Origin of the sequence: Rufibacter tibetensis (assembly GCF_001310085.1) — a bacterium.
Taxonomy (GTDB): Bacteria; Bacteroidota; Bacteroidia; order Cytophagales; family Hymenobacteraceae; genus Nibribacter; species Nibribacter tibetensis.
Genome location: NZ_CP012643.1, coordinates 3,018,566 through 3,037,848 on the forward strand (window position 1 = coordinate 3,018,566; position 19,283 = coordinate 3,037,848).

17 protein-coding genes are annotated in these 19,283 nt (G+C 47.8%); 6 read left to right on the forward strand and 11 right to left on the reverse strand.

Translation table 11 applies throughout. The annotated features are described in order from the left end of the window. Positions 1-255: 255 nt before the first annotated feature. The 3 genes from DC20_RS12325 to DC20_RS12335 form a co-directional block, all read right to left on the reverse strand. On the reverse strand, positions 256-1,098 hold the full coding sequence (locus tag DC20_RS12325; protein WP_062544101.1) for a hypothetical protein: 843 nt from the start codon (positions 1,096-1,098) through the stop codon (positions 256-258). A 205-nt stretch (positions 1,099-1,303) separates the two neighbouring features. Then, positions 1,304-2,302 (reverse strand): cysteine hydrolase family protein, encoded by a 999-nt coding sequence (locus tag DC20_RS12330; RefSeq protein ID WP_062544102.1) that lies wholly within the window; start codon positions 2,300-2,302, stop codon positions 1,304-1,306. 156 nt (positions 2,303-2,458) lie between these two features. Beyond that, entirely contained in the window at positions 2,459-2,845 is a 387-nt protein-coding gene (locus DC20_RS12335) for a hypothetical protein (RefSeq protein WP_157593149.1), read from the reverse strand. A 428-nt stretch (positions 2,846-3,273) separates the two neighbouring features. Between DC20_RS12335 and DC20_RS12345 the strand changes: the two genes are divergently transcribed. The 3 genes from DC20_RS12345 (at position 3,274) to DC20_RS12355 (ending at position 6,480) form a co-directional block, all read left to right on the forward strand. Beyond that, the gene (locus tag DC20_RS12345; protein ID WP_062544105.1) at positions 3,274-3,651 is read left to right on the forward strand and encodes a BlaI/MecI/CopY family transcriptional regulator; all 378 of its coding nucleotides are present in this window, start codon (positions 3,274-3,276) and stop codon (positions 3,649-3,651) included. Then, entirely contained in the window at positions 3,644-5,818 is a 2,175-nt protein-coding gene (locus DC20_RS12350) for a M56 family metallopeptidase (protein WP_062544106.1), read from the forward strand. The genes DC20_RS12345 and DC20_RS12350 overlap by 8 nt, the downstream gene beginning before the upstream one ends. 254 nt (positions 5,819-6,072) lie before the next feature. Continuing rightward, complete coding sequence (locus tag DC20_RS12355) at positions 6,073-6,480, forward strand: hypothetical protein (RefSeq protein WP_062544107.1); 408 nt, start codon at positions 6,073-6,075, stop codon at positions 6,478-6,480. A gap of 19 nt (positions 6,481-6,499) precedes the next feature. On the opposite strand, the gene DC20_RS12360 is transcribed toward DC20_RS12355, so the two are convergent. After that, on the reverse strand, positions 6,500-8,056 hold the full coding sequence (locus tag DC20_RS12360; RefSeq protein ID WP_071885610.1) for a S8 family serine peptidase: 1,557 nt from the start codon (positions 8,054-8,056) through the stop codon (positions 6,500-6,502). A gap of 159 nt (positions 8,057-8,215) precedes the next feature. Here DC20_RS12360 and DC20_RS12365 point away from each other — a divergent pair, with 159 nt between their 5' ends. Further along, a complete protein-coding gene (locus DC20_RS12365) occupies positions 8,216-9,505 on the forward strand; it encodes an aminopeptidase P N-terminal domain-containing protein (RefSeq protein WP_062544109.1) in 1,290 nt (429 codons plus the stop codon). 110 nt (positions 9,506-9,615) lie between these two features. Beyond that, positions 9,616-11,160, forward strand: coding sequence for a TolC family protein (locus tag DC20_RS12370; RefSeq protein WP_157593150.1), 1,545 nt, complete (start codon positions 9,616-9,618; stop codon positions 11,158-11,160). Between the two features lie 104 nt (positions 11,161-11,264). On the opposite strand, the gene DC20_RS12375 is transcribed toward DC20_RS12370, so the two are convergent. The 3 genes from DC20_RS12375 to pyrR form a co-directional block, all read right to left on the reverse strand. Further along, complete coding sequence (locus DC20_RS12375; RefSeq protein WP_062544111.1) at positions 11,265-11,678, reverse strand: STAS/SEC14 domain-containing protein; 414 nt, start codon at positions 11,676-11,678, stop codon at positions 11,265-11,267. A gap of 245 nt (positions 11,679-11,923) precedes the next feature. Next, positions 11,924-12,847: an aspartate carbamoyltransferase catalytic subunit gene (locus DC20_RS12385; protein WP_062544113.1), complete on the reverse strand. Its 924-nt coding sequence runs from the start codon at positions 12,845-12,847 to the stop codon at positions 11,924-11,926. Continuing rightward, positions 12,834-13,406, reverse strand: coding sequence for a bifunctional pyr operon transcriptional regulator/uracil phosphoribosyltransferase PyrR (gene pyrR, locus DC20_RS12390; protein WP_062544114.1), 573 nt, complete (start codon positions 13,404-13,406; stop codon positions 12,834-12,836). Before pyrR ends, DC20_RS12385 begins: the two co-directional genes overlap by 14 nt. A 209-nt stretch (positions 13,407-13,615) precedes the next feature. Here pyrR and nhaA point away from each other — a divergent pair, with 209 nt between their 5' ends. Further along, positions 13,616-14,800 (forward strand): Na+/H+ antiporter NhaA, encoded by a 1,185-nt coding sequence (gene nhaA / locus DC20_RS12395; protein ID WP_062544115.1) that lies wholly within the window; start codon positions 13,616-13,618, stop codon positions 14,798-14,800. Between the two features lie 13 nt (positions 14,801-14,813). Here the strand turns inward: nhaA and DC20_RS12400 are convergent, their stop codons facing one another. The 4 genes from DC20_RS12400 to DC20_RS12415 form a co-directional block, all read right to left on the reverse strand. Continuing rightward, positions 14,814-16,358, reverse strand: a complete 1,545-nt coding sequence (locus DC20_RS12400; RefSeq protein WP_157593151.1) for a hypothetical protein — start codon at positions 16,356-16,358, stop codon at positions 14,814-14,816. Positions 16,359-16,536: 178 nt separating this feature from the next. Beyond that, a complete protein-coding gene (locus DC20_RS12405) occupies positions 16,537-18,090 on the reverse strand; it encodes a hypothetical protein (protein ID WP_062544117.1) in 1,554 nt (517 codons plus the stop codon). A 70-nt stretch (positions 18,091-18,160) separates the two neighbouring features. Next, the gene (locus DC20_RS12410; protein WP_062544118.1) at positions 18,161-18,565 is read right to left on the reverse strand and encodes an EVE domain-containing protein; all 405 of its coding nucleotides are present in this window, start codon (positions 18,563-18,565) and stop codon (positions 18,161-18,163) included. 71 nt (positions 18,566-18,636) lie between these two features. Beyond that, positions 18,637-19,032, reverse strand: coding sequence for a hypothetical protein (locus DC20_RS12415; RefSeq protein WP_062544119.1), 396 nt, complete (start codon positions 19,030-19,032; stop codon positions 18,637-18,639). Positions 19,033-19,283: the final 251 nt, after the last annotated feature.

Below are 19,283 nucleotides of genomic sequence, written 5' to 3' on the forward strand. Positions count from 1 at the left end.
CAAGCTGTCAATAGCTCCTAATGAAAACCGCCTGCTAGGTGTGCCAGAAACGGACACCTAGCAGGCAGTTTTTCTTTGTAAGTAGGTCTAGGCTGCAAAAGGGTGCCAGTAGATAATGTGTTGTAAGATAGAAGCAGAGTTTACATTTAGGTAACCATTTTTCTATTTCTGAAATAACTTAAAGTTTAGGCTAAACGATAGATGAGGCGTTGGCCCAAAAATGTAGTATATACGTGGTTAGCAAAAGTTATTTTTTCAGTTGCACTTGAAAGTCTTTCTCATTTTAAGAGTTACATTATTTAGCTCATAGATTGCCTCATCTGAGATTCTACTCAATATCCTTTTCCTTTCGTCGAACAGTTTAGAGTATTTATTCCCGTTTTCACTTCTTGATACCTTTGCAATCTTGATTGTCTCACTAATTTTCTCTTGGACAATTCTTGGTTGCTGGCTGTCCTGCAACTGGGTTTCTAAGAACTCATCTGCTTGACAGCTGTTGGCATAAACAAATAGATCTATGCAGGTCAATTTCTTGTCGGGCGCACGTATCTGTTCATATTTGGAAATCAATTTTCCTACGTATAAGTCAGGCTTGTACCTGGGAAGAAGGAATTTCAGACCCTCTCCATACTTTAGGGTTAAGACATGTTGGGGTATAAAAGCGTTGAAAGTAGTGTCGTCAAGGATATGCAGGGCTGGGTCAATGATATCCGCACCTTTAAGAGACAATGACAGGAGGAGTTGCAGATACATATCTCCTGGTAAGTCCTTAAGGTCTGATTTAACCAATGCATCGGCAGCTAACTGGATGTCCTTTGGGTCGCGACTGATTTCCAATAAAAGTACACCACCGTCAAAATAAAAATAAGGGTTGTTGCCCTCACTCCTAAGCTCAGTCCTTAGAGGCTCCAGGTATTTTTCTTTATCTTTTATGACTAAGTCAAAGAAATTGTCAAGTTTCGGATAAAGTGCCTTCTGCTCTTCGGATGTGAGTTTATGCGGATAAAAATTAAATACCTTTTCAATTCCATTGTGTAACTCTTGTCCAAAGCAACTAGATGAAATGGCAAAAATAAGGCAGGTAATGAATAATCTCATTTGATTAAATTGATTTTTGCTAACCCAGAAGGGCTTTAAGAAAGGTGGGCATTTGGAAATATGTCGCCCCACTTTAGCTTTAGCACTTCAGTTGCATTTTTTGTTTTCAGCTGAAAATAGTATTTCAGCTTAACTTTTTAAAGCTCATGTTAGCCTTAGTTATTCGTTCAAAGCTGCTTACAGCTTGTGTTTGATCGCCGCAACATCACTCACCGGAAGGAGAATACGAGCCGTAAAGTTTGTCTACCTCCTCTGCAGGTGGACCTTGCTTTTCCTTCCAATCCTTTTTTAAAGGCGGTTCACTCCAGGGCATTGTGGGTATCAGTAGCTTGGGGAAATTGATGAAGACATCTTTTTCACTGCGTTTTAGGACAGCGTCAAGGGGTATGTAAATAGCTGTTTTAAAAATCAATCCTTTTGAGAGCTGCAGGTAGCCTTCTGTTTCTTCGTTTGCTTTCACCACTTTTTCTACAGTACCGATTTCACCGTTATCCGATCCTCGAACGGTGTCACCCTCGTATACCTCTATTCCAGTTTCTGATGAAGTGCCAATTGCTGACAAAAAAGATTCTACTTTCATCACAGCATTGCCGATTAAAGGATAATTAAGATGGATAGCAGCCTCGTACTCTGGAACGCTTGCTGCACCAATAGCATTGGAAAGATAGGTTACATCATATCCGGATTCCATCGCATGTCTTCCCGTGGACTCACAACATAGATTGGCAGTCATACCTGCAATGACCAAATGTGTAATCCCTTTGTTTTGCAAATATTCCGGAAGGTCTGTACTAAAAACATCAGAAGTTTTATGTGGAAGAAGTATTATATCCTCTTCCTTAGGTTGTAACGCCGGATGAAAGTCAGCTCCCCAACTTCCTGCCAGGAACATTTTTCGTTCAAACATAAGCCGGTTAATACCGCTTCTGCGTTGCAACCGTTCATTGGCATAATCTTCTTCTGTATAAGCCATCGGTCCCCAAAAAACGGGAATACCTAGTTCTCTTGCGCCATCAACAGCCAGCTTTATATTTTCTACCACGTTATTCATTTTCACTGTGTCCTTGGTTAAATCCCAGGCTGCCCCGCCTTCAGAAAGAAAATCATTCACAGGGTCAATGATCAGGAGTGCCGTGCGATCTTGTGGAAACGAAAGTGTTGTTTCGTGCTTTGGTAAATAGGTAAGGGAGCTATTGTGTGGCATATGTGCTTACAATTTTATACTGAACTTATTTTTAGAATAGGTATGCGAAGCTGCAAAAAAGAGAAGCATACAATTTCGGCTAACGGTCTCGTGCATGAAGCGTGCAAGGCCGTCGGCCGATGCTGGCGTTTAGCTGTTGTTGGGCGGTCGTTATTTTTATTTTACGTCCTTGTTTTCATAATTCTTCAAATGTTGAGGAAATTCCTCGCCATAGAATGGATAAGGGATGCCTTCAATAGCAATATCAAATCCTTCACTATCCATTCCGCCTAATTGGTATCCTAAGCCTTTGATTTCAACCCCAATGCTGTTTAATACTATTAGTCCTTCAATTGTTTTTGTTGAAATAAGTTTGTCTTCAGGATAATCAGCTACTAATTCAACTTTCTTTTTGATGCAATAGCTTTTTATGAAATCATACCCAACTCCAGAGTATGAAAAATCAACAAGTCCAGATACAACTCCCATTGGAGCATCTGCTTTTTCAAACTGAGTTGTTCCAATTTTTACATTATCTAGAAAAATAGAGTATGTCTTATTCACTTGTCATTTTTTATAATGCCGCACAACTACCGGATAAACGGAAAACCTACGGTTATCTGCCTTATAACAATCCCTGCTTATATGTGTAGCTGCAGGTATATATTATAATCAGTATCTATTTCCAGCGCAGACTGTCAACCAAGATAACTTCTTTTTACGAATTGCCAAGTTGACTGACACAGCACTTAGCTGATAAATCTGGAGACCTTCCTGGCTGACAACAAACCCAGTTGTAAAAGACGAGTTACTCTTAACCTCCCTAGATACCCTTCTTGTCTTACTCAAAATATTGCAAACTCCTGCAGCAGGGAACTCTTCTTGCACAGGTTTTTCCATGTATTAGAAACTTGATTTTAAATTAACTAAACTTTTAGTTTGTAAACTAAGTATTTAGTTGTATGTTTAGTGAGTCATTCAAGTAAATCACCATGAAAGAGTTAACCAAAGCAGAAGAACAGGTCATGCAAATCCTCTGGAACCTGCAGCAGGGTTTCGTGAAAGACATTCTGGACCAGTTGCCAGAGCCTAAACCCGCCTACAACACTGTTTCCACCATCGTCAGGATTCTGGAAAAGAAAGGGTTTGTGGGGTACAAGGCTTATGGCAAAACACACGAGTATTATCCTCTCATTGCCCGTGACGATTACCGCCACTTTTACCTGAAAAACTTTGTAAGCGGCTACTTTGGCGGCTCTTTCAAGCGATTGGTGTCCTTTTTTGCGAAGGAAGAGAACATGGATCTGCAGGAGTTAGAGGAAATGCTCAAACACGTGAAAGAAGACCTTAACAAAGAAGAAAATGAATGAGACCCTGCTACAATACCTGCTGGAATCGGCCGTGGGCCTAACCCTGCTCTTCCTCTTTTATGCCCTTGTTTTGAGAAAAGAGACTTGTTTCCAGTTTAACAGGTTCTACCTCATGGCCGCTCTTTTCCTTTCATTGGTAGTGCCGCTCTCCCAACTTCCAGGCATTGCTCTTTGGCCTGAACCGGTAGAACAGGAAATAGTCCTGGAGGCAGCCTTTGAGCCTGTCTCTTTAGTGGCAAGTCAGGATGTAGCAACTTCTCAGGAAACTTTCAACTACTGGAGCCTGCTGTATGCGGTGTATGGAGTAGGCGTACTGTTTTTCGCCATCAGGTTTCTGGTGCAGTTTGTACGCCTCAGGCAGTTTGCCAATCAGGAAGGGACTTCCTTTTTTCTGCCTAACCGGGCGCCCGTGATTCTGACCCACGGTCAGTTTCCTACCTTTTCTTTCTGGCGTTGGGTTTTCTTTGACAACAGCCAGCCGCTTACCCCAGAAGAGACAGAACGGATTTTGCAGCATGAGCAGGTGCACATAGACCAGCGGCATACGCTGGACGTGTTGCTGGTGTCATTGGCTGGAATTGTCTTCTGGTTTAACCCATTGCTACTGCTCTTCAAAAAAGCTCTGGAGCAAACCCATGAGTTCATCGCCGATGCCCATGTAGCCAGAACCTCAAGCCCCAGCGCTTATTCCTCTTTGCTGGTAAAGCAGGTGTTCAAAAATGCAGATTTCCATTTAGGCAGTTACTTCTTCCTCAATAAATCACTCACCTTAACCAGAATCAAGATGATGAAAAAACTACATCAGTCCCCCAAACGCAGCAGAATGCTGCTGGTAATTCCTGCTTTGGCCTTGTTCCTGACCGCCGTTGCCGCCATGCGCCCCGTTTCTAAGGAAGAAGCAAGCATAAACTCGATTGGAAAAGCCCAGGAAGGAGCCGCCCAGTTTCCGGGAGGAAGAGAAGCTTTGAACGCGTATGTGAAAAACCGTTTGGTGTTGCCAGAGGTGGCGTTCCAGAAAAGGAAAAGCGAGCAGGACTTCGTGAAAGTGACGGGTACCATTGAGGTGGAGGTACAGGAAGACGGCACCGCCGTATACCGCAGAACCGTTGACCTGGACGTGCGCCCCAACCACTCAGAGGTAGTTACCGCCGTCACCAAACAGTTCGCCGTGCTGGTAAGCCAGATGCCCCGGTGGACTCCAGCCCAGAAAAACGGAAAACCCCTCTCTTCCAAAGAGACCATTTCCATTTCCAGCGTGAGCGGCAACTTCTTAACGTATGCCTCTTACCTGGATAGTCGCCAACAGAAAACCTCCGTTTCTTCCAAGGCAAATGGCATAAAAGGGTCAAACACTAATGAGGAAGTAATCGTGACGGGTAAGCCTCTGCCTGGTCAACTGCCGCAGGAACAAAAAGCTTCTTCTACTCATAAAGAAGTTACAGTGGTAGGCAGACCAACCTCTACGGAACTCAAGCAAGAGGAACCTGTAGACACCAAGGTGTTTATAGCCGTTGAGCAAATGCCGGAGTTTCCTGGTGGGCAAGCTGCCATGTTCAAATACCTGACTGACAACATTGTTTACCCGGAAGACGCCAAACAAGCGAAGATATCGGGCGTTATGGTAGCGTCTTTTATTGTCAATGCGCAAGGAAAAGTCACCAAAGTGGAGGTGGTAAAAAAGCTGCATTCCTCTTTAGATCAGGCCTTTGTGAAAGCATTGCAAAACATGCCGCTTTGGACCCCGGGTACCCAAAACGGGAAGGCAGTTTCTGTTAAATATACTGTTCCGTTCCGGGTGGTGGGAGAGACAACTCCTACTACTGCCAAGGAGCAGGCCCAAGTCAAAGACGACAGGGTGTTCATAGCCGTTCAGCAGATGCCTGAGTTTCCGGGCGGGCAGAAGGCGCTGTTTAAGTACTTATCAGATGTCATTGATTTTCCGGAAGAAGCCCGGCAAGCCAAAGCCGAAGGCACGGCAGTGGCAACGTTTGTAGTCACCGCAGAGGGGAAGATCACGAAGGTGGAAGTAATAAGAAAAGTGCATCCTGCTTTAGACCAGGCTTTCCAAAAAGCCCTCCAAAACATGCCAGATTGGGCACCCGGCACTCAAAACGGTAAACCCGTAAACGTGAAGTATACGGTGCCTTTTAGAGTAGTTCTTCCCTAGTGAAGTATCTGTCCATACAAACAAAGAAGAGAGCCCAGATTAGTTCCCGGGCTCTTTTTTGTAAAACAGGTTTGAAACAAACTAGCCAATCGGGCAGCAGAACCAAGCCATGAAGTAGCTACTAATGATGCATAATTTCGTATTTAAAGCATACGTTCTTATAGCAATCCATCTGACTTAAAGCAGTAATCTGGTTGAGGCCAGGTTTGGTTAATGAGTAAGTACATCAAAGAAATTAAATCGTTACTCCTGATATGAACGCATTAAGATTTCTGCTACTTGCCTTGGTCATGACCTGTGTTTTTAAAGCACAGGCGCAAAATGCTCCCTCAGATCTAACCGATTTTCTAAAGCGATTCCAACTTTTTGAGAAGCATCACAACCCAAAGGTGCGCGACACCATGCCTATTCTTAAACCTGATAAAGGAGAGACGGCGGCTATTCCCAACGCGATTAAAAAAAACCGGGGCTTTATGATAGACCCCGTCACCAGGCTGCAGCACTACCCACAGTTGGGGAAAGTCTATGACCCTGAGACGGGTTACAGCATTTCGTATGATCCCAAAGCCGAATATAAGATAGACGTGCAAGCCGGGAAGGTGTACAAAGGAGACATGGAAGTTAAACCTGAAAGGCGAGGAAGTTCGTCAGACAAGGGGTAGGGCTTTAGGTATCTAAGACCTATTGCCAGATCAATTCCATCACGGTGGTTCCTACCTGCACAGTGGTATGGGTCTCGCCAAGAAGGCGTTTCACCACTACTTTCCTTGTGCGCGGAGAAAGCTTCTGCTGGGTGATTACCTGCGTTTCAGACTTTTTCCTGAACAACACAATTCCTCCGTTATCTGCAATGTCTTGTTCTGCCTTAGGTTTGAAAGTAAACTGATTCCCCTTCACCAGTTGCGGCGTACGGGCAGGAGCTATGACCCCTTTAGCCAGTTCTAGAGCCTTACCTGCATTAGGCACACCGTAACCCACGAAGTTATTCCCGAAAGGGTAAAGGTGGCTGCTTTTCTTGATGATGTCGGTGAGTTGCCGGGGCGTAAGGGCAGGATTCTCCTGTAAAAGACAGGCGACTAAACCTGTAATAATGGGTGCTGAAAAAGAGGTGCCCGAAGAGGCAAAGCAGGCCACATCTGGTTTCAAATAAGGTAAGAAGGCAGGCCCTATGCTGCTGTAGCCTTGTTTGGTCCAGGCAGAAAAGTCAGTGGCTCCAACAGAAAGTACGCCCTGGGCATCGGCGGGCGTGTTGATGATCTGCCACTTTTTGGTGCCGCCGTCGTTTCCGGCTGCTATCACCAGCATCATACCTTTTTGTTCCACTGCCATCTGCACGGCCCGGGCAATGTAACTGGTGCCGTCCATTTGCTCAGGACGGTAGTTCTCGGCGGGGTTGTCAAAACCGGTGCCGTACCCTAATGACGAATTCACCAACCGGACTCCCAGGCTATCCATCCATTCCAGTGCCCGCACAAAGTATTCTTCCTCTATCCGGGCTTCACGGCCCCCGTGGTCGGTGCGGGCCAGGTAATAGTCTGCTTCCCGGGCAAAGCCACTTTGTGTCTGCTGCTTAGGGTCAGCACCACCCAGGCAAAGGAGCACCTCTGTACCATGCGCATCCATCAAACTTTCGCGTTTGTCAAAAACCTGGCTGTGGGCAGGGGTCACAAAGTCGCGGTAGGCGATTATTCGCTTATTTTCGAAAAGGGGCTGTAAACCGGCCTTCTGGGGCGCTTCATAAAAGCCAGCATCAATCACGCCCACTTTCACGCCCCGTCCGGTGAGGCCTGCTGCCAGTAAAGCCTCTGGTTTCAGCTGGCTCAAGGCTTTACCCAGGAACCTGGGATTGAAGGGCGTGGCCGTTTGGGAAGGGACAAAGTAGCCCGTGATAGGTTGTAGATGCTGCACAAAAGAAGCCTCCTCCAGCCGGATGGCTTGACTTGGGGTGGCCGTCACTACTGCTGCGTTAAGCCATTTAGAAACGGAGGACACGGTGAAGCCCCAGTTTACAAGGCTGTCAAGGTAAGGCTGGTGTACGGGGGCATCTGAAAGCTGGGAGAGGGGCAGGTGCTGTAGGCAGCGTTTCTGCAAAGTGGCTTCGGTTACCAGAGGGCCTTTACCGGGATTAGGTTTGTCTTTGAAGATAACCCAATAGCGGGCCTGGGCCTGCGCGTCAGGAGAAGAGAAGCCGGTTATAAAGAAGGCACAGAAAAAAAATAAGAAAGTACAAACCCTCACATTCAAAAGATTAATTGACGGCTGTTTGCCTGCAAATTACCATAGAAAGTCATACATTTAAGCTTCAGAAAACCATCGTTTTCAGGCTCCTTGCCCAAAAGCAGGCCAGAAACGTCCATAGCCAGTAGCACACCCCTAACTACTATCAAACGTACCGCCATGAAATACGAGTCTATCGGGAAAGACCTTTACCTTCACAACAGAAAGAAATTCACGCCTTACCTTAAACCGCAGTCATTGGCCATCTTTCATTCCAATGACGTCATGCCCACCAATGCCGACGGTACCATGCCGTTCCGGCAGAACAGCGACCTGTTGTGGCTGAGCGGCATTGACCAGGAAGAAAGCGTGTTAATCCTTTTCCCCGATGCCCGTGAGGAACGCCTGAAAGAAATCCTGTTCGTACGCGAGACAAATGACCACATTCTCACCTGGGAAGGGTACAAACTTACAAAAGAACAGGCCCGTGAGGTGTCTGGCATTGAGACTATTTTCTGGACCCACGAGTTTGACAGCATCCTTAATTCTTTGATGCCTTACGTGGAGAACGTCTACCTTAACTCAAACGAGCACCTGCGGGCCGTGGTAGAGGTTGAAACCCGTGATGCCCGTTTCATCAAGAAGATAAAAGAGAAATACCCGCTGCACAACTACTGCCGCAGCACCCAGCACCTGCACTACCTGCGCTCCATCAAGCACCCGCGCGAGATTGAGCTCATGCGCACCGCCTGCAACATCACAGAGAAAGCTTTCCGCCGCCTGCTCAAGTTTGTGAATCCCGGCGTGATGGAGTACGAGATTGAAGCCGAGATCAGCCATGAGTTCCTGCGCAACCGCTCCCGCGGCCCGGCTTACAGTTCCATTATCGCCTCGGGCGCCAATGCCTGCATTCTGCATTACGTAGACAATTTCAGGGAGTGCAAAGACGGCGATGTGCTCCTCATGGACTTCGGGGCCGAGTACGCCAACTATGCCGCTGACCTTTCGCGCTCTATTCCGGTGAACGGCAAGTTTACCTCGCGCCAGGCCGATGTCTACAACTCAGTGTTGCACGTGATGAAAACTGCCCGGCAGATGCTGGTACCCGGCAACACGCTGGACCAGTACCACAAGTTTGTAGGCAAGGTGATGGAGAACGAACTCATCAAGCTGAACCTGCTTTCTGAGGAAGAGGTCAACAACCAGAACCCCGCGCAACCGCTGTACAAGAAATACTTCCCACACGGCACCTCCCATTTCCTGGGCTTAGACGTGCATGACGTGGGCGACAAATACCGTCCGTTTGAGGAAGGCATGGTCTTCACCTGCGAGCCCGGCATTTACATCAAAGAAGAGGGCTTGGGCATCAGGCTGGAGAATGACATTCTCATCACCCACAATGGCCCGGTAGATTTAATGGCGAATATTCCGCTGGAACTGGAAGACATTGAGCGCGAAATGCGCGGATAAACCATGTAGATTTTTAGTAGCGCTGTTCTGGGGCTGTTTTTGTAAAACAGCCCCAGAACAGTATTGCATACCAGGCCGGATGGCCCATTAGCAGATTATTTAGAGTGAACGTGAGTAAAAGAGTACGAGTAGCTGCCACCAAAAATGCCCTTGCCTGTATCTGGACCTTAGGTGGCTTTTTCATGACATTCAACGCAGTAGCACAGGAGACAGCCGCCCCCCTTCCCGTGGAAGAGGAAGATCCCAACACCCGTAGGTTGAATTTGCCTGAAGTGATTAAGATGGCCAAAGAGCAGTCGCCCAGCTATCAGCAGGCGCTTACGCAATTGGAAAACCGTACCTGGCAGTTCCAAACCTACAAAAGCAATTACCTGCCCCAATTGGCTTTGTATGGCACTTTGCCTTCTTACACCAAAGATTATGAACGGCTCACAGACCCTGAGGGGCGGGTAAACTTTGTTCCGGTTCAATCTGCAACTTCTTCGGCGCATTTAGAACTTAAGCAGAACATTGGTCTAACCGGGGGTACTATTGCCATTGATTCCAAGCTGAACCGGATTGATAACTTCCATGAAGTGCGGGGGCATAGCTTTGTATATGCCTCCAACCCAGTGGTAGTAACGCTGCGTCAGCCTCTTTTTAACCACAATGGGTTGAAGTGGGACCGCAAAACAGAGCCCCTGCGGTACGAGGAAGCCAAACGTAACTTCTGGGAGGAAATGGAGCGCATCTCGGTGCGGGCTACGGATCTGTTTTTCTCCCAATTACATAGCCAGATCAGCTATGACATTGCCCAGAAGAACGTGGCGAACAATGATACGCTTTTCAAGATTGCGCAGGCGCGGTTCTACAACGCCAAAATAAGTGTAAACGAATTGCTGCAACTGGAACTCAGTCTGCTCAACTCTAAACAAAGCCTGGAGCAGGCCAGGATGGACATTGAAACCAGCACCTTGCGCTTGAAAACGTACTTGGGTTTCACGGAGACCTACCCCATCCGGTTGCTACCGCCTGACTATATACCTCAATTTGAGGTAAATGAAGAGGTTGCGCTAAAGCAGGCCCGGGAAAACCGTTCCCGCATGATCGGGATCAAACGTGAGCAGATAGATGCTGAGCGCAACCTGGACTGGGCCGAGTCAAGTGCCGGCGTCAATGCAGATCTTTTTCTGCAGTACGGCTTAACGCAGCGGGCGGGTTCTCTGGGACCGGTGTACCAGGACCCTACAGATCAGCAACGGGTCAACCTGGGGCTTAGCGTTCCTTTAATGGACTGGGGCCGCAACAAGTCTAAGATAGGTACCGCTAAAGCCAACCTGAAGCTGGTGAAAGCCAACTTAGAGCAGCAGCGCGTAAGTTTTGAGCAAGATGTCTTCTTACAGGTGAAACGCTTTAAGATGCTGCGTGAGCAGATGAAGTTGGCGAAACAAGCGAATGGGTTGGCCGAGCGCCGTTTCCTGGGAGCCAGAGACCGTTACTTAGGAGGAAAGATAAATCTCCTAGAGTTAAACCAGGCCGCCACAGAGCGTGATTCGGCCCGCCGCAGCTACGTAAGTTCCCTGCGAAATTTCTGGGATGCTTATTATAACCTAAGATTGCAAACGCTTTATGATTTTGAAACAAATCAGCCGTTAACCATGCCTTTGCCATTTTAAGTGAAAACAAAAGTCGTTTTTACCAGGGTTTTTGGAAAATAGGCCAAAAAACAGAAGAGCCCGCTGGTACTACCAGCGGGCTCTTCTGTTTAAAAGTTTGATTCTTATTTAACGGTGCTGTAGGCAGCAAGCCATTTTTTGGCAGTTTCTAAGTTGTCAAATGATTTCGCTTCAAAAGACTTTAATTGGTTGAGGAAAGTAGACGCCGAAGATTCTCCAAAGCTCTCAGGGTTGGCCAGCATTGCGAAGCGTTTCAGCCCGGCCTTGGCAGCGCTGGGCGCCCACTCATTAATAACCCAGTCCATAGAGTGGTCCCAAGAGCCAATAATGAGACGGGTATCATTTAATACGCAATTGTAGCCGGCATCTGCCAGTGCCTGCGTGTAGGCTTTGGCCCCGGTTTTTACATTCTCTTCGGTTAAGTACCCCATCCAGTTTACATAAATCAACCTGTTTTGGGAATCTTCTTTGATACTGAGGTAAACTCTTCCAAAAGGGTTAATAAGTTCTTTGGTCATAGTTGTGATACAGGTTGTTTTTCTTTCAATCGCAAATGTAGATATTTTGATGTATATCTTTTTAGCGAAAGTACTACTACGTGTATATCAAATTCCGGATATAGCTGTTTATGGGCTAATTTTAAGAAAACCGGGTAAAACAATGAAAAAGAAAAAGGGTGTCGGGCTATTTATCAGCTCGGCACCCTTTTTTGGTATTGGCTTATTTGTAGAAGCCTAAGCCGCTTCTACTTGAATTTTATGAATTATCCTTTGCTGGCCAGCAGATACAACACAGCCATTCTAATGGCTACACCATTCTCTACCTGGTCCAGGATGATGGAATGGTGCGAGTCTGCGGCGTCTGAGGTAAGTTCCACACCTCGGTTGATGGGGCCGGGGTGCATCAGGACAATTTCCTTGTCCAGTTCATCCAGCATCTTCTTGTTAATCCCGAAGTACAGGGCATACTCACGCAAAGACGGGAACAGCTTGCCTTGCTGGCGCTCCAGTTGGATGCGTAGCACGTTGGCTACATCGCACCACTGTAAGGCCTCGCGCACGTTCCAGAAGATCTTCACACCTAAATCACCAATGTGCTTCGGCAATAAGGTGGGCGGACCGCAAACCGCTACTTCAGCACCTTGCATCTGCAGCGCGAAAATGTTGGAAAGTGCCACGCGCGAGTGAGTGATGTCACCAATAATGGCTATTTTCTTGCCGGCTACTTCGCCCAGTTTTTGCCGGATGGAGAAGGAGTCTAGTAAGGCTTGCGTGGGGTGCTCGTGCGTACCGTCACCGGCATTGACAATGTTGGCCTGGATTTTACGCGACAGAAAGTGCGGCGCACCGGGGCTGCTGTGGCGCATCACAATCATGTCTACTTTCATAGACAGAATGTTGTTCACCGTATCCAGCAGCGTTTCACCTTTTTTCACCGAACTGCCCGAGGCCGAGAAGTTGATCACATCCGCTGACAGGCGTTTTTCTGCCAGTTCAAAGGAAAGCTTGGTACGTGTAGAGTTCTCAAAGAAGACGTTGGCAATGGTGACATCACGCAACGAAGGCACTTTTTTGATAGGCCTGTTCAGAACCTCTTTAAACTGGTCAGCGGTTTCAAAAATCAATTGGATGTCCTGGGGAGTAATCTCTTTGATACCCAACAGGTGCCGGACGCTAAGCTGTTGCATGGGGTTCTTCTTGGTCTGGGGTAGGAGTGAGGAGCCAGATGACGTCCTCAGGAGAATCTTGGCCTTGCCAGGTCACTTCCACCCGCTGCGAGTGCAGGGAGTCTACGCGCTGGCCGGTATAGGTAGCCTCAATGGGTAAATCACGGGTGTATTGGCGGTCAATGAGTACCAGTAATTCTACCTGGTCTGGTCTGCCGTAGGAGATCATGGCATCAATGGCCGCTCTTACTGACCGGCCGGTGTACAGTACATCGTCTACCAGAATCACGCGCTTGCCTTCCAGAGAGAAATCTACTTTGGTGGCATTGGGTGCCAGGGGAGTGGCGCGGCGGCGGAAGTCATCGCGGTGGAAGGTGATGTCCAGGTAACCAGTCTGGACAGTGATGCCCAGAATTTCCTTCAACGTTTGCTGAAGGCGGTCTGCCACGTAAATGCCACGGGGCTGAAGACCTAAAATCACAGAATCAGAAAAATCGCGGTGCGTCTCTATGAGCTGGTGCGCCAGGCGCCGGATCATAATCTGAAACAGTGCGTGCGGAACAATGAGGCGTTTATGCATGGCCGGGTTTTGGACAAAGATAAAGACTTACCGGCAGCCTAGGGTAGTAGAACCTTATTTTTCTTAGAACAACAGCAAGCGCAGAACAGAAATTTATAGAGGGCTTGAATACAGATTTTTTACTTTACACGACTAACCATCAAGGAGCTTATAACGGGGAGGTTCTAAGTACCACCACTTTTATACCCGTATTCCCGTAAGACAGGTTTATGGCTAAACTCATTAACCTAAAAGTATTTCCAGACTTCTTCAGATCCGCCTCGGCTGGTGGTATCATTCTGATTTTTTCCCTGGTTGTTTCCTTGCTTATTGCCAACTCTGCCTGGGGCGACGCGTTCGCCAATTTCCTGCAGACCCAGTTGGGCTATGAGTCTGAGCAGGTTCACCTGAAGTACCCCTTGCTTCTGTGGGTGAATGACGGCCTTATGGCTATCTTCTTTTTGTTGGTGGGGCTGGAAATTAAGCGTGAGCTCCTGGAAGGCGAATTGTCCTCTGTAAGGAAAGCTGCTTTGCCTGTGTTCGCCGCAGTGGGAGGCATGCTGATTCCGGCAGGGATCTATGCCCTTGTAAACGGAGGAACTGACACCGCCAGCGGATGGGGCATTCCCATGGCCACAGACATTGCCTTTGCCATTGGATTGCTTTCCCTTCTGGGAAATAAGGTGCCCACCGGATTGAAGATTTTCTTGACGGCTTTGGCCATTGTAGATGATCTGGGCGCCATTGTGGTGATTGCCGTCTTCTATTCTGAGGGGTTGCACATTACCTACTTGCTTTACGCGGGCGGTATCTTCCTGCTATTGCTGGTATTTAATAAGACGGGCATAAAGTCATTATTCTTTTACTTGATACCAGGGGTGTTCATGTGGTACTTCATTCACCATTCGGGGGTACATGCCACGGTGGCCGGGGTGCTTACGGCGCTCACCATACCTACCACCCCAGATGCAAAGGAGTCTCCGTTGGAGCACCTAGAGCATGCCCTTACCAAACCCGTCAACTTTCTGATCATGCCTATATTTGCCTTGGCCAATACCAACATCAGGTTTGAAGCCGGTATGGTGGAAGGGTTGTTAAGCCCGCTGAGTATTGGAATTGTTTTAGGGCTGTTTTTAGGAAAACCTCTCGGAATCTTGGTCACAAGCTGGTTGGCGGTGAAGTTAAAAGTGAGCGTTCTGCCTAAGGGCGTAAACTGGAAGATGGTAACGGGCATGGGTTTGCTGGCCGGAATAGGCTTCACCATGTCTATCTTCATTGCCCTGCTTTCCTTCTCAGACCTTGCTCACCAGACAGAAGCCAAGTTCTCTATTCTGGTGGCTTCTGTGCTGTCTGGCGTCTTAGGGTATTTTATGCTGAAGGCGTTTTCTTCCAAGACCTCCCTTAAAGCAAGGTAGCGCATTTCTTTTGTTAAAACGCCATGTTCTGGAGGTAAAATACGGTGCGGGCCTCTCCATGGGCAGGTTTAATGCGCTGGAACCCGAAGGCAACAAAATTGCTTCCGTACCAATGTATTATTTGTTCATTGGTGCTAGTAATCCTCTTTTCGGTTTTGTCCTGTAGCCGTACCAGCACTCTTTCTTTGTTTGTGAAAGAGGCATTTGGCTTTAGGGTTTTATGCCAGACGTAATCCTTCTCCTGGTAAACCAAGGTGATATTGCCCGCTGAAGAAACACCTGCTTTGAGAGTAGGGTCCAAAGCCGGATATGTTTGGTTGCGGAGTTTGTACGTGTTATCCCACAGCAGATTGCCTTCATGGTCAAACACGCAGGCAATGGCGTGGGTGAACTGGTAGCCGTCAAACCTGATTCGTTTGTCATTGTAATGAGGTAAACGCCCGTTTTCTTTTCTGAATTCATCTTTGGTGAGCGTGGTATAATGCGGATAGTACACTTCTCCTACCAAGGCAAAGCCCTGTGGGTGCGGCATGATGGGGTGCAGCAATACTTGTTGCTCCAGAATCAAGGCGCGCTCCTTCTCTTCTTTGCGGGCTAGCTTGGCTTTCATACGGCGCTTTCCGCGCGGAGACAGGTATTCAAAGAAGTGACTAAGTTTGTACAGGTCATAGTACGCAATCTGCCCGGCCAGCGTGCTGATAAACAACCCATTGGCGTATTTGTCAGTGCGGTACCCATAGGTGCCCACCAAAAACTTGTTCAGCGTGTCACCAGGAGTGAGGCGGGCAGGTTGCAGCGTGTTGTTGGTGCGAGTGTTAAGGTCAGGCTGTATAAAGTAAGTGCCTGTTACGTCGCCCTTCGTGTTCATGCGTTTCACCTGAACCCGTGAGCGTTGCCCGTTTGTTTCTGCTACCACAAATTCCACTGCTCTGGAAAGGGTGTCCACCCTGAATTCTCCCAAATCTTTCTCCATGCCCAAAACAGCAGGCAACAGTTTTACTTCCTCCTGCAGCGGATTCAAGTGCAACATATTCAAGGTAAACCTATCCACTGCGCTCAAAAATACCTGCCCATCTAAAGCGGTCATTTCCTTGAAAAGGAGATTGGAAGACGGCAAGGTGTGTTCACTGGCCGTTGCCATTCCTGTCTTCGCATTCACCTGGTAGAGGAGGAGTTTCTGGCTGGTAAGGGTAGAAAACAAAAGGTAAATTCTACCCCGCTCCGCAGAAATGAATAATAAACCGGTGTTAGGCAAATGCTCATACTTGGTTTCCCAGACTCTTTTAAGCTGGCGGTCATATTTGGTGAGCACGAAATCGTTTTTGCCAAACCAGGCATTACGTTTCATGGATACCAGCAGCAGGGCACTGTCTGGCAGCGCCTGAACGTAATGTTCATTGTCAAAGGAATTGCTCTTCAGTTCTGACCGGTATGTCTGATCAGGTGGAGCAGGTTTCTCTCTATTCTTGTATTTCTGACGTGCAGCGGCATTTAAAGCACAGCAGAACAGGGCTACGATGTACAACAATAGAGAACTAAGATACCTGAAGCGCTGCATATGATTGGGAGTAGGGAATGCCTCAATATAGCAAAAAACTCATGTAAAGTATGTTGTCCCTTAACATACAAGTAAGCTTTGGTAACAGGCAATTTCCTTTACCTGTTTTGAAAAAAAGCAGGAATAAGTTCTAAGATTGTTGAGGTTCTGGTTCAAAAATCAACTCAGTTGGAAACTTCTAAAACGCCATGTTCTGGAGGTAAAAGACGGTGCGGGCCTCGCCGTGGGCAGGTTTAATGCGTTGGAACCCGAAGGCAACAAAATTGCTTCCGTACCAGTGTATGATGCCTTCGTCATTGCTGGCGAACAGTTTCTCAGACTCATCCTGCAGGCGTACCTCTACTTTTTCTTCGTTGGAGAGGGAAGTTTTAGGTTTTAAGGTCTTGTACCAGATTTCTTCCTCGTCTGGGTACACCAGCGTGATATTGCCTTCCGGCGAAACGCCCGCTTCTACTGTTGGGGCAAGGTTCTGGTACGTTTCGTTCTGAAGCTTGTAAGAGTTGTCCCAGAGCAGGTTTCCTTCCCGGTCAAAGACGCAGACAATGGCATGGGTGAACCGGTAACCGTCAAATTGCCTCCTGACGCTTTGCCTGATATCTGGGTACCTGCCGGTAATGTCAGTGTACGGGTTGATACCGCCGTTTCTGTACTGCGGGTAGTAGATTTCTCCTACAATGGCATACCCCTGCGGGTGCGGCATAACTGGGTGCAGCAACAAACGGTAGCGCAACACCAGGGGCTTTCCCCTGGCTTCCTGCCGGGCAAACTTCTCTTTCATGCGCCGTTCCGCGCGCGGCGAAAGGTATTCAAAGAAGTGGTCCAGCTTGCTGAAATCGTAGTACTTGATGTCTCCGCCCAGGCTGCTGGTGAACAAACCTTTAGAGAAAACCGAAGTGCGGTAGCCGTAGGTGCCCAGCAGGGTTTTGCTTAACGTATCACCCGGGGTAAGGCGGGCGCCCTGCAAAGTATTGTCATTGCGGTACTCCATCTCGGGTTGAATGAAATAGGTGCCAATCACCTCTCCCTTGGAGTTCATGCGTTTGGTTTGCACCCTTGAGCGCCACCCATTAGATTCTGCCACCACAAATTCAACTGCCTTGGTAAGCGTGTCTACCCTGAACTCGCCCAAGTCTTCTTCCATGCCAAACACAGCGGGCAGAAGCTCAATCTCTTCTTTGCTGGGGTCCAGGTGCAGCATGTTGAGGTTGTTCCGGTCCAAGCCATTCAAAAACACCTGTCCGTCTAAGGCAGCCATTTCTTTAATGGTAATATAGGAAGAGGGCAGGGTGTGCTCGCTGAAAGTGGCGGTACCAGTGGCGTTGTTCACCTGGTACAGCAGTAGTTTCTTGTTGGTGAGCGTAGAAAACAGCAGGTAGACCTTTTTGCGCTCAGCGGCCACAAAAAGCAAGTCGTGGTTTGCCTTATGCTCATGTTTGGTTTGCCAGACAGACTTCAGCTCTTTGTTGTATTTGGTAAGCGTGAAGTCATTCTTGCCAAACCAGCTGTTGCGTTTGGTGGAAATCACCAATATACTGCTGTCTGGCAGGGCATGCACAAAATGTTCATCATCAAAAGAGCTGCTTTCCAATTCTACCCGGTAGGTTTGGGCAGGCGGTGCCGGTTTCTCCTTGTCTTTTTCTTTTCGTTTTTGGGCTTGGGCCATGAAAACCCAGCCCCAGCAAAGCAGGAGAAACAGGTACCGCCAATGGGTGCTTTTGGTGAGTGGCAACATAAGGTGCTTTTAAGAAATTACAGGTAACCCAGTAAAAACGCCAACGTTCTGCCGGTGGTTTTCTTGCCTCTTATTGGCCCATACTGAGCAGAATATCAAATTCTTCCGGTGTTAACGGCATTACTGACAGCCGCGATTGCCGAAGCAGCGCAATGTTCTGCAGCCGCTCTTCTTTTTTGATCTGATCTAAAGTCACTGGTGTAGCAAACGCTTGCTCCGGCACCAGGGTTACTGCCACCCATTGGGTCTCCTCGGTGGTAGGGTCCTGGAAAGCCTCGCGACTTACTTTGGCCACCCCTACAATGGATTTCTCAGAAACGCTGTGGTAGTACAGCACCAGGTCATTGACCTGCATTTTCTGGAGGTTGTTACGGGCTTGGAAGTTCCGGACTCCGTCCCAGGTGGTTTGTTTATCGCGTTGCAGGTCAGACCAGGCGTATTTTTCAGGTTCAGTTTTAACGAGCCAGTAGTTCATAGGTAAGCTAAAAAACAAGTAACTGCCTGTTTAAAGGAAAGCACTTGCCATACATAAAAGGTAAAAGGTATCTATTCTTGGTTTGGTTTGCGCCGTATTTTGATCACTTCGGCAGAGACTGAGACAATCTCCAGTTCTTCCGGCTTGTGTTTTGGGTTGTCATAGGTAATGAACAAGCGGTTCTTGCCCTTGGCTTCCCACTTGCCGGGCTGTTCTTCCAGGCCATCGGCTGGGGCAATGCCGTACCGCAGAAACGTGCCGTCTTCCTGAATCATAAACCCGGTGCGTCCGCGCGAAGGGGGAAAATCAAAGGTATTGGGCCGGTATGTCTTCACATCCACTGAGTCTTCTTCATAGGAATTAAGCCAGGTCAGCCCGTACACCGAAGCCGGTAACTCAGGTCCGGCCCCGCACTTGGCAGCCATCAGGATCAAAGCCAGCAAACTCAGCAAATAGAGGTTTTTCATACGGTAGAGGGTTCGCCGGGCTATTTGCCAACGACAATCCTGGCACAATATACTAAAAAAGAGTCCTGAGTTCTGATTCTGTAGACCTGAGTTAGTTTTGTTTTAGGGCAATTTTTATAAAACAGGCCTAAAAATGGAAAGGTATTCTTCAACCTTTACCCAATCTGTCGCTTCTTCTTTATAAACCAGAACTCTACAATTGACTCAGGGGGCCAGATTCAGAACTCAGGACTCAGTTCCGTATCTTTGTC